This is a genomic window from uncultured Clostridium sp., from assembly GCF_963527835.1.
Taxonomy (GTDB): Bacteria; Bacillota; Clostridia; order Clostridiales; family Clostridiaceae; genus Clostridium.
The window spans coordinates 170,914-186,078 of the sequence record NZ_CAURTC010000003.1; the positions used below are offsets into that span (position 1 = coordinate 170,914).

The following is a 15,165-nucleotide window of genomic DNA, read 5'->3' on the forward strand; positions in this document are numbered from 1 at the left end:
TCTATATGTGTGGAATAAGTGGTTTAATAAATAAAGAAAAAAATATTTTAATTAATATAAGTAAATCAATAAAAGATATGACAAATTTAATAAAACATAGAGGACCTGATGGCGAAGGATATTATGTAGATGAAAAGGTAGCTTTAGGCCATAGGAGACTTGCAATAATAGACTTAAATAAAAATGCAAATCAGCCTTTAAAGAATGATCATCACATTTTGGTTTTTAATGGAGAGATATATAATTTTAAAATCCTTAAAGAAGAGTTGAAGGATTATGATTTTAAGACTAATAGTGATAGTGAAGTAATATTAGCAGCTTATGAAAGATGGGGAGAAGAATGTGTAAACCACTTTAGGGGAATGTGGGCATTTATTTTGTATGATATAAAAAAACAAAAGGTATTTTGTTCTAGGGATAGATTTGGAATAAAGCCGTTTTATTATTTTAATAATGAGAATTATTTAGCATTTTCATCAGAAATAAAGCAGTTCACTATTTTACCGGAATGGAAGTCTATAGCTAATAAGCAAAGAGTACAAGATTTTTTTGTATTTGGAGCTTTAGATCATACAGAAGAAACTATGTTTAAAGGAGTTAATCAGCTATTGCCTGGGAATAATTTGATCTATGATTTAAATAATCAAGAACTTAATACCTATTCTTATTATAATTTAAATAATAATATTAATGGGAAAAATGATAGTTGTGGCTCAAGTGTTAAATTTAGAGATTTAATGGAAGAATCTATAAGAGAACATATGATTTCAGATGTTAGCTTAGGTGCTTGCTTATCAGGCGGCTTAGATAGTTCAACTATAGTAGTTTTAATGGACAAATTATTAAAAGAAAATAACGATTATAGACATATTGATACTATATCATCGTGCTTTCAAGACAAGATGTATGATGAACAGGAATACATTGATGAAGTAAATAAATATGTATCGGCTAAAGAACATAAAATTTTTCCAAGAGTCGAAGAACTTTTTGAAAAGTTGGATAGTATAATATGGCATCAAGATGAACCTTTTGGATCAACAAGTATTTTTGCGCAGTGGAATGTTTTTAAAGAGGCTAGTGTTAATGACATTAAAGTAATGCTAGATGGACAAGGTGCAGACGAACAATTAGCAGGATATAATTCCTTTTATATATCGTATTTTAGTGAGTTATTCTTTAAAATGGATTTTTATAATCTGCAAAAAGAAATAGATGAAGTAACTAAAAATTATAATTATTTTACAAAAGAACAGATATTTGAAAGAGCATTTGAAATACATATGTGTTCATTAGAAGAGAAGTTAAGAGAAAGAGTATGTAGAACAGATAGATTTAGTAAACCTGATTTTGATAGTTATTATAAGTATTATAAAAAATTAAATGAAAGTATGAAGAATGTACAGGATTTTTCATTACATCAAATATATCATAGTAGCTTACCACAATTACTTCATTATGAAGATAGAAATTCTATGACGTTTTCTATAGAAAGTAGAGTTCCTTTTTTAGATCATAGACTAGTTGAATATGTTGTTTCTTGTGAGTCTGATAAGAAAATTAATACAGGAATTACAAAGTATATTTTAAGAGAAGGAATGAGAGGATTATTACCTGACAAAATAAGAAAAAGAAAAGATAAAATGGGATTTGTTACCCCAGAGGTATTATGGATTAGAGATAATAAAGAGATTTTTAGAACATACTTTGAGAGCGGTTGTGAGTTCTTAGGTGACTTAATAGATAAAAATTTAGCTTTATCGTGGTTTGATAATCAAATGAATGGGACAAGTAGATTTGATTTTACAATATGGAGAGTTATTTGTCTAGCGAAGTGGAGAGAGGTTTTTAATATAGGAGATATGATATGAAAAAAGTATTAATTATTGCATATTATTTTCCGCCATTAGGATGGTCTGGTGTACAAAGAACTTTAAAGTTTGTTAAATATTTAAGAGAATTTGGATGGGAACCTATTGTAGTAACCGTTGGTAAGAGTAAATTTAGCGTGTTGGATGAAAGTTTAATGAAAGAAATTCCTAAAGATATAAAACTGGTAAGAATAGATGATATAAAGTTTAAGGATGTAACGGATAGATATAAAGAAGAAATGATGAATCTTGTTAAATATTCTTTTGATAACATAGATGAGAATTTAAGATATGAATATGAAACAATGATTGAAAATAAGTTTGCTGAATTAAGAAATTTATTTTTAATGCCAGATGGAAATGCAATATGGGCAAATAGTGTTATTGATAAGATTGAGAAAAAAATTAATATTAATGAGATTGATGTTTTATTCACGACTTCTGCACCTTATTCATCACATTTAATAGGTTTATATTTAAAAGATAAATATGGAATACCATTAGTATGTGATTTCAGAGATGAGTGGACTAATAATCCATATATATCATTAGATAATAAGTCATTACGATATAAGATAGAGAGAAGTTTGGAAGCAAATATTTTAAATAAGGCAGATAGAGTTATAACTATAACATCAATTTCAAGTGAAAATTATATTAAGGATTTTTCAATTGATGAAGAAAAGGTGAATCTAATAACTAATGGGTATGATGAAGAAGATTTTAAGTTTAATAGGAATAATAAATGTAAGTCTAGAAAATTTAAAATTGTTTATAATGGGTCATTGTATACAAGTATAAATCCATATACATTTATTCAAGCTATTATGAATTTGATTAGAGATGATGAACTAAAAACAGAGGATTTGGAAATTATATTTAATGGGAAAATTGAAAGTGAAATATTAAATAATATTTTAAATATGTCTAATAGTATTAATAAGAATGTAATTATTAACGGATATCTTTCTCATGAAGAATCTTTAAAAATATCATCAACTGCAGATGTGTTGTTGTTAATAATTGGAGATGGTGAAAAAGCAAAATCTGTATATACAGGCAAGGTTTTTGAATATCTAAGATTAGGTATACCAATAATAGCACTTTCTCCTAAAAATAGTCTTATAGATAAGTTGCTGGTTGAAACTAATAGTGGAGTTAATGTTGAGTATGATAATATTTTTAATATACAGAAGGAAATAAAAGTTTATTATGAAAAATGGAAAAATGGGTATATTGTGAAAATAAATAGGAATAAAATTAATAAATATGAAAGAAAAGAATTAACTAAAAAGCTTGTAAATATATTTAGGGAGATTAGTTGTTAGTGTTTGGGGTGAATTATGTATAATGTAGTTGTTTTTGGTACAGGAAGTGTTGCTAATGAAGTGACGAAAAATGTTAATAATAATACTAATATTTTATGTTATTTAGATAATGATAAAGAGAAATGGAATAAGATATTACATAATAAAAATATTTGTTCACCTGAGAAGATAGAATGTTTAGATTATGATTTTATAATAATAGCAAGCCAATACACTGAAGAAATTTACAATCAGTTAATAAAACTTGATATTAATTCAGAAAAAATATTTGAGTATATTAATTTTTTCAATATGGCTAATGATAGATTTGAACATAAAATGATTAATTACAAAAGCCATTCATTAGATTATGATACCATAATAACAGGAATATCTTATTTTGTAAGTGGTATTTCAGAAGATAATTTAAATAGAAGGGGAATAAATTTTTCATATGATAGTCAGGATTTATATTATGATTATTATATTGTAAAATACATATTAGAAAATTGTAATAATAATTTAAAATATTGTATTATTGGATTGAATTATTACAGCTTTGAATATGATTTATCATTATCTGCTATGAAAAATAATGTATATCTTTATTTAAAAAAATTAAAGAAAAGTCATCATTTAGAAATTGATAAATATTTTGAAAAGAGGATAGATATAAATAAAAAAATAGCTAATAAGATATTAAATTTAATTAAAGGTAAGTCGACTTATGGGGTTGATCAAAAGGAAAAACAATTAATTGAAGCAGTTAATAGGAAGGAAATGGGAAGAGTTCAAGCGACTTTGGATTGCAATAAGAATTATCCTGTAACTGTTAGTGAAAATAAGCAAATATTAAAAGAATATTTAGAATTACTTAAGAGCTATAATATTAAACCTATTATAGTAGTATGTCCTACTTCAAAATATTATTATGAAAACTTTTCGGATAGAATAGAAAAAGAATTTTTTTCTATAATAAAAGAAATTTCTCATGAGTATGATTTTCAATATATAGATTATTTTAGAAATGATAGTTTTTATGATGAAGATTTTAAAGATGTTTCTCATTTAAATATTAAAGGGGGAATAAAATTTACTAAAATATTAAATGAAAAGATAAAGTGGTAGAAATACTCGAATATTTCTTTAATAATGTTAATATATAGCTTTGTTTATAATACCATTATATAATAATTTGAGCATACAGAGGAGTAATAAAAAATGTTTTGAATCAAACTTATAGAAAAAATTTTTGTTGATAAAAATTTTAAGTCTGTAAATACATTAAATGAGTGATTGATATAGAGTTGCAATATAGTTATTAATAATATATTGAGGTGGGGTAACTTGGTTAGTATTATAGTACCAACATATAATAATGAGAAATATATAGAAAGTGCATTACAAAGCATCTTTAATCAAACATATAAAGATATAGAAATAATAGTTGTAGATGATGGGTCAACAGACAATACCTCAGAAGTTCTTAAGAAATACACAAATAAAATTATATATATAAAAAAAGAAAATGGAGGGGTAGCTTCTGCAAGAAATTTGGGGTTAAATATTGCAAATGGAGAATATATTGCTTTTTTAGATGCTGATGATTTATATGATAAAAATAAAATTGAAAAGCAAGTAAAAATACTGAAAAAATGTAGAGATATTGATGTAATATATAATAATGCTGATGTTATAGATGAAAACTCTAAGTATATTAACACTTTAAGAAGTGAAGGAGTTTATAAAAATAAAAATAATTTTTTATGTATGATGCTTACAAGACAATTAATACCGGCACCAGCTTCTATTATGTTAAGAAAAAAATGTTTAGAAGATGGAATTAGGTATAATGATAATTATTTAAATGCAGAAGACTATGATTTTATATTAAAGCTTGCAGAGAGATATAAATATGAATATATAGATGAATCGCTTTATTTATATAGAAGACATAAGAAAAATCTTACTAATAATCATAATAATCAGTTAAAAAGTGAAATAGATATAATTAAAGCATTAGGTATAGAAAAAATTAAATTTTTTATTAATTCATCTACTTTTAGAAAAACAGAAAAAAAAATAATATTGGCTAAAATTTATATGAAGATGGAAATGTGGAATGAAGCTAAGAAAGTTTTAGAAATTATAAAATTGAAGAGAAAAAATAAGCTTATATATTTCTATTTAGGAAACTGTTGCTATGTATTGCAAAAATATAATACTGCAAGATATAATTATCTAAAAGCTATAAGATTAGATTATAGAATGGCTGAGGCACATAATAATTTAGGGTGCACTTATGGTATTTTAGGAAATATTAAGAAAGCCAAAAATGAGTTTAATAAAGCAGCTAATATAAGAAAGAATTATAATGATGCTAGAGTAAATATTGAGTTCATTAATAATCTTACTAATTTTAAGTTGACAACTAGAGAATTAAGAAAAGAATTAACAATTTATTAGTACATTAAATTGTTTAAAGTAGGAGGCTATCATGAAAATAGCTATAATAGGAGGTTCCATAACAGAAGGAGCAGGTGCAAGCAAGTATAAAAATTCTTATGTATATAAATTCGAACAGTATTTTAATGAAAAATACAAACATTCTGTAATTAAAAATTTAGGAGCTGGAGGCACAGCTTCTCAATTTGGATTATTTAGATTAAAAAGAGATTTAAATGATTTTAAACCAGATTTAATTTTTATTGAGTTTGCAGTAAATGATAGAATTTATAGTGTTGATGATATAGGAATATATTTTGAAGGGTTAATTAGAGAATGTTGTAAGATAACTAATAAAATAATAATAATTGATTTTCCTACGGGTATGGCAGATAGTTATACAAGTATTCATAAGAAATTTGCTTATTTTTATAATATCCCAGTTATTGATGTTCAAGATGAAATATTTAAAATAATAGGAAACCAAGAGATAACATGGTCAAAAATATCTATTGATAATTTACATCCTAATGATATTGGACATAATATATATTTTAAAATTATAAAAGATAATGTAGAGAAGATTAATTTAGAAGAACTTGATGTTAAGTTAAACAATAAAGTTTTAAGTAAATATAATTTTAGAAATCCTAAAATAAAATCTTATGAAGAATGCACTTTTTATGGACACTGGGAAGAAAAAGAAGTTAGTTTAAATAATAAATTTAAATTTGGAGCTAAGACTAATACAATTGGTGATTGCATGGAAGTAAATTTTAAAGGTAATTATTTAGCCATGATGTGTATATTATCAAATAAATCGGGAATTTTAGAATGTATTTTAGATGATAAATTTACTTTTACTTTAGATTTATATATGGATAATGATGCATGCTTTTCTACTTTAATTAATTTAAAAGACATTGGAAATGGTGAACATAGTCTTTTAATAAAATTAAGTCAGAATAAAAATGAAAAATCTTTAGGTAATGAAGTTATAATAGGTGGTTTTCTAGTTGATGAAGATTAGTTTTAAATTAAAGCTAATCTTTTTTGTTTAAAGAATTTATAATAAAACACGATAAATATAACATTGATACATAAAAATATATTTAAGAAAAAGTTATAATCGTATTTTATTAGTTAAAAAGTATTTTTTAGAAGGAGATAATAATGAATAAATCATTTAAAATAGATAATATAAAAATAGGCGAAAATGAAAAAACTTTTATAATAGCCGAAATGTCAGCTAATCATCTTCAAAATTATGATAGAGCAGTGGAGATTATAAAAAAAGCTAAATGGGCAGGTGCAGATGCAATTAAGCTTCAAACATACACTCCAGATACAATAACAATTGATTGTGATAATGAATATTTTCAAATAAAACAAGGGACAATTTGGGATGGAACTACTTTACATAAACTTTATCAAACAGCATATACTCCTTGGGAATGGCAGCCAAAATTAAAAAAAGTAGCTGAAGAAGAAGGGTTAATATTTTTTTCATCACCATTTGATTTTACATCAGTTGATTTTTTAGAAGAAATAGATGTTCAAGCCTATAAAATAGCTTCATTTGAAATTAATGATATTCCGTTTATTGAGTATATTGCATCAAAAGGTAAACCTATAATTATGTCTACTGGAATTGCAAGAATGAAGGATATTGAAGGAGCATTAGATGCATGTAAAAGGATGGGAAATGAAAAAGTCGCATTACTTAAGTGTACGTCATCATATCCAGCACCGGTAGAGGAAGCTAATTTGAATACTATACCTAATATGAAGGAAACATTTAATGTAATTGCAGGTCTTTCAGATCATACTATGGGCAATGCAGTGTCCGTTGGAGGAGTAGCTCTTGGTGCAAAAATAATTGAAAAGCATATGACTCTTAGAAGAAGTGATGGAGGGGCAGATAGTAAGTTTTCAATGGAACCAGAAGAGTTTAAAGAAATGGTAGATAATATAAGAATTGTAGAAAAAGCTTTAGGTAAAGTTACTTATGATTTAACAGATAAGCAAAAAAAATCCAGAGAACATTCTAGGAGTCTATTTATAGTTAAAGATATAAAAAAAGGTGAAGTATTTGATTGTAATAATATAAAAAGTATCAGACCGGGATTTGGAATTGAGACAAAAAATATAAATAATATATTAGGAAAAAAAGCTAGTAAGGATATAGAAAAAGGTACTCCAATGAATTGGGAATTAGTTGATTAGAAAGTTGGTGAAAAGTATAAAAATTTTTATCAGGGCTGATGGCGGAAAAGATATAGGTCTAGGTCATATAATGAGAATGATTGTATTAGCTAAGGCATTAAATAAAGAGCATAATGTAATTTTTATATGTAAAAAATCAAGAAATGATATTACAAAGTTTCAATCTGGAATTGAAAAAATAAAAGCAAGTGATTTTAATGTTTTGTTAATAAATGAGGATAATGTTGTAGCTAAAATAATAAGTTTACAAAAAATATATAATGCAGATATGTTAATTACTGATAGTTATGATGTCGATAAAGAATATTTTGAAAAATTAAAACCTTATTTTAAATTGACAGGATATATGTATGATATTAATAAATGCAAAATGAATGTTGATTTTATAATTAATCAAAATTTTAATGCCGAATATATGGATTATTCTAAAAATGTAAATAAAGAAACTAAACTTTTTTTAGGAAGCAAATATTGTTTATTGAGAGATGAATTTAAAAATATAAAGAGTAAGACTATAAAGAGTAAGGTTTTTGATATAATTATAACTTTAGGTGGATCAGATCCTAATGGTATTATGAATATATTATGTGATTATATAAAAAAACTAGATTTTATATTTCACATAGTAATAGGGCCTTCTTTTAATATGAAAAACATAAAAGCGATAAAGAAATTAAATGAAACCCAAGAAAACATTAATTTATATTTTAATGCTAATATGCTTGAATTAATGAAAAAATGTGATATGGCTATATCATCATGTGGAAGTACTTTATATGAATTATCAGCATGTGGTGTTCCGACTATAGGAGTAATAATTGCTGACAATCAAAGAGATATTGCTATAAATCTAGATAATAAAGGAATTATAAAAAACTTGGGCTGGTACAGTAGTATTAATGAAAAAGATTTATGCAAGTCAATTTTAGAATTAGATGAGGATATTTATAAAAGAATAGAAATGAGCAAAAAATCAGTATCTTTGATAGATGGAAGGGGTGCTGAACGAATATTAAATGTTTTAACAAACATTTAATAATATTGAGTTAAAACATAAAGTTTTTCACAAAAACTTCGATAACTTTATTAGAATGTTTAAATAAAAACGGTGGTGATAAAATGAGATTAAGTCATAATATGTTTTCGGCAAATATATATAGTAACTATAAAAAACAACTTACTAGTAATTCTTCAGCTATCAATAATATAAGTTCAGGTCTTAAGCTTAATTCAGCAAAAGATAATCCTAATAAAATAACTCAAAGTCAAATGCTTAAGATACAAGTTCTTAGCAATTCTGCAGCTAGAAGGAATATTGAGGATACTAATTCTATGCTTCAAACATTTGATGGGGCAATGCAAGAGATGAATGATAGTTTGTGTAGGATTAAAGAATTAACTGTTCAAGCAGGTGGTGGAAGTCTAACTGATGAAGATAGAAATGTAATTCAAAATGAAATTGATCAGTTAACAGAACATTTGGATCATATGTCTAAAAATACTGAATTTAATGGCGTTAAGCTTATAAATGGTGTTAAAGATGGAGAAGCAAAAGTAGTAACTTCTATGACAGGAAGTTTACAAGATGAACTTACAGTGCTTCCTAAGTTTGATCTTACTGCTGTAGGCTTAGGATTTAAAAGTGATACTGGAAATAAGATTTTAGATATAACAAGTCAAAATAATATAGGTAATTCTTTAGATATAGTAGATGCTGCTATACAGTCTGTATCAAGTGCTAGAAGCAAGTATGGAGCAATACAATTAAGATTAGAAGATACGGATAATGCTATGTCTGAAAATAACCTTTCGTTAGAGAAATCTCAAAGTAATATTGCTGATGCGGATATTGCATTTGAAATGCTTAAGTTTTCAGAAAGTCAAATATTAATACAATCATCTATTTCGCTAATTGCTCAAAGTAATAATTTCCCTCAAGATGCGTTGAACGTTTTAAAGAATATTAGATAAGTAAATATTTTATTTGTGTGCTTTACTTAATAGTAAATCTAATTTTATGTTGATTTTAATATTAAGTAAGGCATTTTTAATTAAAATTAAAAAGAAAATGTTATTGTTGGAAAATTTATTAAAAATTTTTTAAAAAAATTTTGTTTTATTTTGACAAAACATGGGAAATAGATTATAATATAGTTATAATATGTAAGATAACTGAATAGGCAAAACTAACTAAAGTTAGTGACGCAAAGCTATAGGGGCTAAGGAGCAATCTAAGCCAGCCAGTTGCCGAAGGGTATAATATACTTTTTGTTTTAATTAATTATATTTAAAAGCAATTAATTTAATTAATGTGTTTTTTTGTATGCAATTAATTTGATGATGTAACTACTCTTTAGGGGGTAGTTTTTTGTTTTAAATGAATTAATTAAATACTAGATAAAAAATCTAAATTATATGTCTTATATTAAGTAAAAATAGATGTGACAAAAAAAGTGAAAAATAATATATATTTTTTAAAAAAACATAGTACAATATAAGATTTTTATAAAACGTTTAATTGTTTCAAAAAAATAGTTAAAAACAATTGGATATATAGTATAATAAAATATGGATTTATTGAGATATAAGAGATATATAATAAAACAATACATTAAATGTAATTATTTGGATAAAAAATAGAAAATTTGTAGCATAAACATAGTTATTATTTTATAATTATATTATAAATTAATTTATATATTTAATTCGCTAAAATATAACTTTTTATATTATTAAAGAAATTATTATGGGGGGAAACATATGCCTATAAATTCAATTAAATCATATGATACATATAGTTTACTTAAAGATGGACTTAAAGCATCAAATGCAAGATCAAAAGCCATAGCTAATAATATGGCAAATATAAACACAAAGGGATATAAAAAATTCAATGTAATTTTTGAAGAAAATTTAAAAAATAACTCAGATACAAAGGATTTATCACTAAAAACTACAAATTCTAGACATTTAAGAGGAAATAACGATTTAAATGGAGATATAGAAGTTGTAAGAGAACAAAATACTAGTATGAGAACTGATGATAACAATGTAGATTTAGAGCTTGAAAAAGTTAACCAGGCTGCTAACACATTAAAATATAATGCTTTAATTACTAAATTAAATGGAAAATTTAATAATCTAAAAACTGTTATAAAATAAAGGAGGGATAATTTATGAACGCATTTACATCTATGCAAATAAGTGCTACAGGTATTTCGGCAGAAAGATTACGAATGGATACAATAACATCTAATATGACTAATGCAAGTACAACAAGAAGTGCAGATGGTAGTGGACCTTATGTTAGAAAAATAGCGGTATTTCAAGAAGCGCTTGATGAAAATAGAAAAATGGCAGGAGTTAAACCAGCAAAAATAGTAGAAGATAAATCTCCCCTTAGAAGGGTTTATAATCCTACTCATCCTGATGCGGATGAAACTGGATATGTAACTATGCCTAATGTTAATGTGTTAAATGAAATGGCTGATATGATGGTATCTACAAGATCATATGAAGCTAATGTAGAGACATTAAATGCACTTAAAGGGATGTTTTCAAAAGCTTTAGAAATTGGTAAATAAGGAGTAATTAAAAATGAAGATTATAAATGGGTTTGATGAAAAACAAGTATTATTTAATAATAAATTTGACGCTTTAAATAATAAAGGTGGACAAGATATTACACTTAACAAAGAAAACAATGTGAGCTTTGGTGAAACATTGAAGAATTGTATAGATGAAGTAAATACAAAACAAGTACAATCAGATAATTATACAAATGCTTTTGTTAAAGGCGATGATGTAAATATAGATGAGGTTATGATAAAAGGAGAAGAAGCAAGCTTAGCATTACAATTTTTAGTTAAAACTAGAGATAATTTAGTTGAATCATATAAAGAATTAATAAAAATGCAGTTGTAACTGAAGTGAGGAGTGCTATGATAAATGAATAAACTTTTAGAAAAGGTCAAAGGGCTGTGGGAAAAGTTTAAAACTCAAAGCAAGAAAATAAAAATTGCTATATTTATATCCTGTGTTGCTGTGATTATTGCTGTTGCAAGTACAGTAATTTACACATCATCAAATAAATATCAAGTTTTGTTTTCAAATCTTGATCCCAAAGATGCACAGACTATACTCGCTAAGTTAAATGAACAAAAAGTTACAACCAAAATACAAGGTGATACTATTTTAGTACCTAATGATAAGGTAGATCAATTAAGATTGGAGCTAGCTCCTGAATTGAAATCAGGAAGTAGTGGATATGAATTAATGGATAGTGGAAGTTCTTTTGGAATGACGGACGAGGAGTTTAAAGTTAAAAAATTAAGAATGCAAGAAGGAGAACTTGAAAAAACAATAAAAAGTTTTTCTCAAATAGAAAGTGCAAGGGTTCATATTACACCATCTACAGACTCAGTTTTTGTTAAGGAAAGTACGCCAGGAAAGGCTGCTGTATATTTGGAATTAAAAACAGGAAGTGAAATTACTAAAGATCAAGTAAAATCAATAGTTGCACTTGTTTCAGGTAGTACAGAAAATGTTCCTAAAGAGAATATTGAGGTTATAGATGATAAGATGAATTTACTTACTGCTAATTTAAATGATGATGAAAATGAGATGATGAGTTCAGAATCATTAGATAAGCAATATTCTTTAGAAAAGAATTATGAAAGTAAATTACAAAAGGAAATAGTAAGCTTATTAGAACCTGTTATTGGTAAAGATAAGGTTAAGGCCACTGTTAATGTGGATTTAGATTTTGATTCTAAACAACAAACACAAACAGTTCTTGATCCTAATAAAGTAGTTGTAAGTCAACAAACAATTAAAGAAGTTAATAATACTGGTGCTGATGGGAATATTAGTGAGAGTCCTGTTGACAATAATATAAGTAACACTATAGACGATACAAATAATACAAATTCTAATTCATCAAGAGAAGAACAAAAAAATAACTATGAAATTGGAAAGACTGAAACTAAGGTAATTAGTGCACCAGGAGAAGTTAAGAGAATGACAGCTTCAGTTGTAGTTGATGGCAATTTAGATGCAGCAACTCAACAAGCTATTGAAAATGCAGTATCAAATGCCATAGGATTTAATTCTGTTAGAGGAGATCAAATTTCTGTATTAGGTATGAATTTTGATCCAAGTCTAAAAGAAGATGCTCAAAATCAAACAGATGAATTTAATGCAGAAGCTAAACAAAAAGAAATGCAAAAATATATAATCATGGGTGCTATAGCATTACTAGCTTTAATTATAATAATAGTTATTTTAGTCAAAAAGAGAAGAAAAAATGCTAAAGATGAATATGATGATGACACTCAATTATTAGATGTAGTAGTTGGGGATGAAAAAGAACCAGAAATATTTGAACCAATAGAATTTGAGACTAAAAATGAAAAGACTCATATGGAAAACGAAATTAAAAAATATGCCACAGATAAGCCAGAGCAAGTAGTTGAAATTATAAAATCTTGGCTTTCAGAGGATGAGAGGTGATAGCCTGTGGGTAAAGAACCTAAAAAATTAACAGGAGTTCAAAAAGCAGCAATACTTTTTATAACACTTGGACCGGAAGCTTCATCAGGAATATTAAAAAAATTACCGGAGCAAGAGATACAAAAAATATCATATGAAATTGCTAATATAACTTCTGTCACATCAGAACAAAGAGAAGAAATTTTAGATGAATTTTTAGAAATAAATAAAGCAAGAGATTATATAATCGAGGGTGGAATGGATTATGCTAAAGTTTTATTATCAAAAGCTTTAGGAGCACAAAGAGCAAATGAAATTTTAGAAAAAGTTTCTGAAGCTACATCACAATATAGACCATTTGCTATTGCTAGAAAAGCTGATGCACATCAGCTTTTAAATGCAATAACTTATGAACATCCTCAAACTATAGCTTTAATTTTATGTTATTTACAAGCTGATAAAGCAGCTCAAGTTATGGCAGACCTTCCGGAAGAAACTCAATCAGAGGTTGCATTCAGAATTGCAACTATGAGTACTACATCTCCAATGGTTATAAAAGAGATAGAAGCCGTACTTGAGAATAAGTTATCTTCTGTAGTAAAGACAGAGATGACAAGTTTAGGTGGAGTTCAAACATTAGTTGATATTTTAAATCAAGTTGATAGAACAACTGAAAAGAATATTACAGAAGGCCTTGAAAGAGAAGATGCAGAACTTGCAGATAAGATCAAGAGTTCTATGTTCGTATTCGAAGATATTATTACCCTTGATGATGTATCTATTCAAAGAATTCTTAGAGAGGTTGAAGTTAGTGATTTATCACTTGCACTTAAGGGCTGTTCGGAAGAGGTTGCCAATGCAATTTATAGAAATCAATCTAAGAGAGCAGCAGCTTCTTTAAAGGAAGATATGGAATTCCTAGGACCTGTAAGACTTATGGATGTTGAAAAGGCACAACAAAAGATTGTTTCTGTAATTAGAAGATTAGATGAATCAAATGAAATAATAATTTCAAGAGGTGGAGAAGATGCAATCATCGTATAGTATTATAAAAAAGAACTGTGCTTTGGATGCAGAAAAAAAGAAAATTTCTACTGAATATATATCTAAAAAAAAGAAGTTAGAGATTGAAGAAAATTTTGAAAAAGAAATTCAACAAGAAGTTTATTCAAAAGAAGAAGTTGATGGTTTAATTGCAAAGTATGAAGAAATAGGAAAAAGAATAATACAAGATGCTAACAATGAAAAGCAAGGAATTATATTAAGAGGAACTATGCAAGCTCAAAACTTAGAAAAAGAAGCTTATGAAAAAGGATATGAAGAGGGGCTTCAAAATGGTTATGACGATGGATACAAAAAAGCTTATGATGAAAATATAGACTTAGCTAAAGCAAAATCTCAAGAAATTATTGATAAAGCAGAAGGAGTTCTAAGATCTGCTAATGAAAATTATGCTGAATATTTAGAAGATAAGAAATCTGATATTATAAAATTATCTTTAGAGATTGCTAAAAATATCTTGAGAAAAGAATTAAGTCATGAAGATTCAATGAATTCATTAGTTGAAGAAGCCATTTCATTATCTAAGGGTGAAGAAAATTTAATAATAAAATGCAATTCTCTTCATGTTGAAGAACTTAAAGCTCAAGTTAATAGATGGAAGGTATCTTATTCAATAAAAGATGAAATTTTTATATTGAATGATGATTTTATAGAGATTGGAAATGCTACTATAGAAAAGCCTAATGGTAAAGTAATTGTTGGATTTGATATCGGTATGGAAGCAATAAAAAAAGAAATATTAGGACAAGATTAGGAGTATTAAA

General features: G+C 26.3%; 14 protein-coding genes and 1 riboswitch. All 14 genes read left to right on the forward strand.

Annotated elements, in window-relative coordinates:
• Nucleotides 1-5: 5 nt before the first annotated feature.
• The 14 genes from asnB to RYM86_RS03255 all read left to right on the forward strand — a co-directional run bounded on the left by asnB (nt 6) and on the right by RYM86_RS03255 (nt 15,155).
• Entirely contained in the window at nt 6-1,871 is a 1,866-nt protein-coding gene (asnB, locus tag RYM86_RS03190) for an asparagine synthase (glutamine-hydrolyzing) (RefSeq protein WP_315077727.1), read from the forward strand.
• Nucleotides 1,868-3,199: a glycosyltransferase gene (locus RYM86_RS03195; protein WP_315077728.1), complete on the forward strand. Its 1,332-nt coding sequence runs from the start codon at nt 1,868-1,870 to the stop codon at nt 3,197-3,199. Before asnB ends, RYM86_RS03195 begins: the two co-directional genes overlap by 4 nt.
• A 15-nt stretch (nt 3,200-3,214) precedes the next feature.
• A complete protein-coding gene (locus RYM86_RS03200) occupies nt 3,215-4,306 on the forward strand; it encodes a chemotaxis protein (protein WP_315077729.1) in 1,092 nt (363 codons plus the stop codon).
• 219 nt (nt 4,307-4,525) lie between these two features.
• Entirely contained in the window at nt 4,526-5,644 is a 1,119-nt protein-coding gene (locus RYM86_RS03205; protein WP_315077731.1) for a glycosyltransferase, read from the forward strand.
• 31 nt (nt 5,645-5,675) lie between these two features.
• Nucleotides 5,676-6,653 carry an SGNH/GDSL hydrolase family protein gene (locus RYM86_RS03210; RefSeq protein WP_315077732.1) on the forward strand — a complete coding sequence of 326 codons (978 nt, stop codon included), beginning with the start codon at nt 5,676-5,678 and terminating at the stop codon, nt 6,651-6,653.
• A gap of 143 nt (nt 6,654-6,796) precedes the next feature.
• The gene (pseI, locus tag RYM86_RS03215; RefSeq protein ID WP_315077733.1) at nt 6,797-7,849 is read left to right on the forward strand and encodes a pseudaminic acid synthase; all 1,053 of its coding nucleotides are present in this window, start codon (nt 6,797-6,799) and stop codon (nt 7,847-7,849) included.
• A 7-nt stretch (nt 7,850-7,856) separates the two neighbouring features.
• Entirely contained in the window at nt 7,857-8,885 is a 1,029-nt protein-coding gene (gene pseG / locus RYM86_RS03220; protein WP_315077734.1) for a UDP-2,4-diacetamido-2,4,6-trideoxy-beta-L-altropyranose hydrolase, read from the forward strand.
• An 83-nt stretch (nt 8,886-8,968) separates the two neighbouring features.
• A complete protein-coding gene (locus RYM86_RS03225; RefSeq protein ID WP_315077736.1) occupies nt 8,969-9,820 on the forward strand; it encodes a flagellin in 852 nt (283 codons plus the stop codon).
• A 198-nt stretch (nt 9,821-10,018) separates the two neighbouring features.
• Nucleotides 10,019-10,101: riboswitch (cyclic di-GMP riboswitch) on the forward strand.
• 508 nt (nt 10,102-10,609) lie between these two features.
• Nucleotides 10,610-11,011, forward strand: a complete 402-nt coding sequence (gene flgB / locus RYM86_RS03230) for a flagellar basal body rod protein FlgB (protein ID WP_315077737.1) — start codon at nt 10,610-10,612, stop codon at nt 11,009-11,011.
• A gap of 14 nt (nt 11,012-11,025) precedes the next feature.
• Nucleotides 11,026-11,433 carry a flagellar basal body rod protein FlgC gene (flgC, locus tag RYM86_RS03235; RefSeq protein ID WP_315077738.1) on the forward strand — a complete coding sequence of 136 codons (408 nt, stop codon included), beginning with the start codon at nt 11,026-11,028 and terminating at the stop codon, nt 11,431-11,433.
• A 13-nt stretch (nt 11,434-11,446) separates the two neighbouring features.
• On the forward strand, nt 11,447-11,773 hold the full coding sequence (fliE, locus tag RYM86_RS03240) for a flagellar hook-basal body complex protein FliE (protein ID WP_315077739.1): 327 nt from the start codon (nt 11,447-11,449) through the stop codon (nt 11,771-11,773).
• 24 nt (nt 11,774-11,797) lie between these two features.
• Nucleotides 11,798-13,360 carry a flagellar basal-body MS-ring/collar protein FliF gene (gene fliF, locus RYM86_RS03245; RefSeq protein WP_315077740.1) on the forward strand — a complete coding sequence of 521 codons (1,563 nt, stop codon included), beginning with the start codon at nt 11,798-11,800 and terminating at the stop codon, nt 13,358-13,360.
• Between the two features lie 6 nt (nt 13,361-13,366).
• Entirely contained in the window at nt 13,367-14,383 is a 1,017-nt protein-coding gene (gene fliG, locus RYM86_RS03250; protein ID WP_012424342.1) for a flagellar motor switch protein FliG, read from the forward strand.
• On the forward strand, nt 14,367-15,155 hold the full coding sequence (locus tag RYM86_RS03255; protein WP_315077743.1) for a FliH/SctL family protein: 789 nt from the start codon (nt 14,367-14,369) through the stop codon (nt 15,153-15,155). The genes fliG and RYM86_RS03255 overlap by 17 nt, the downstream gene beginning before the upstream one ends.
• Nucleotides 15,156-15,165: the final 10 nt, after the last annotated feature.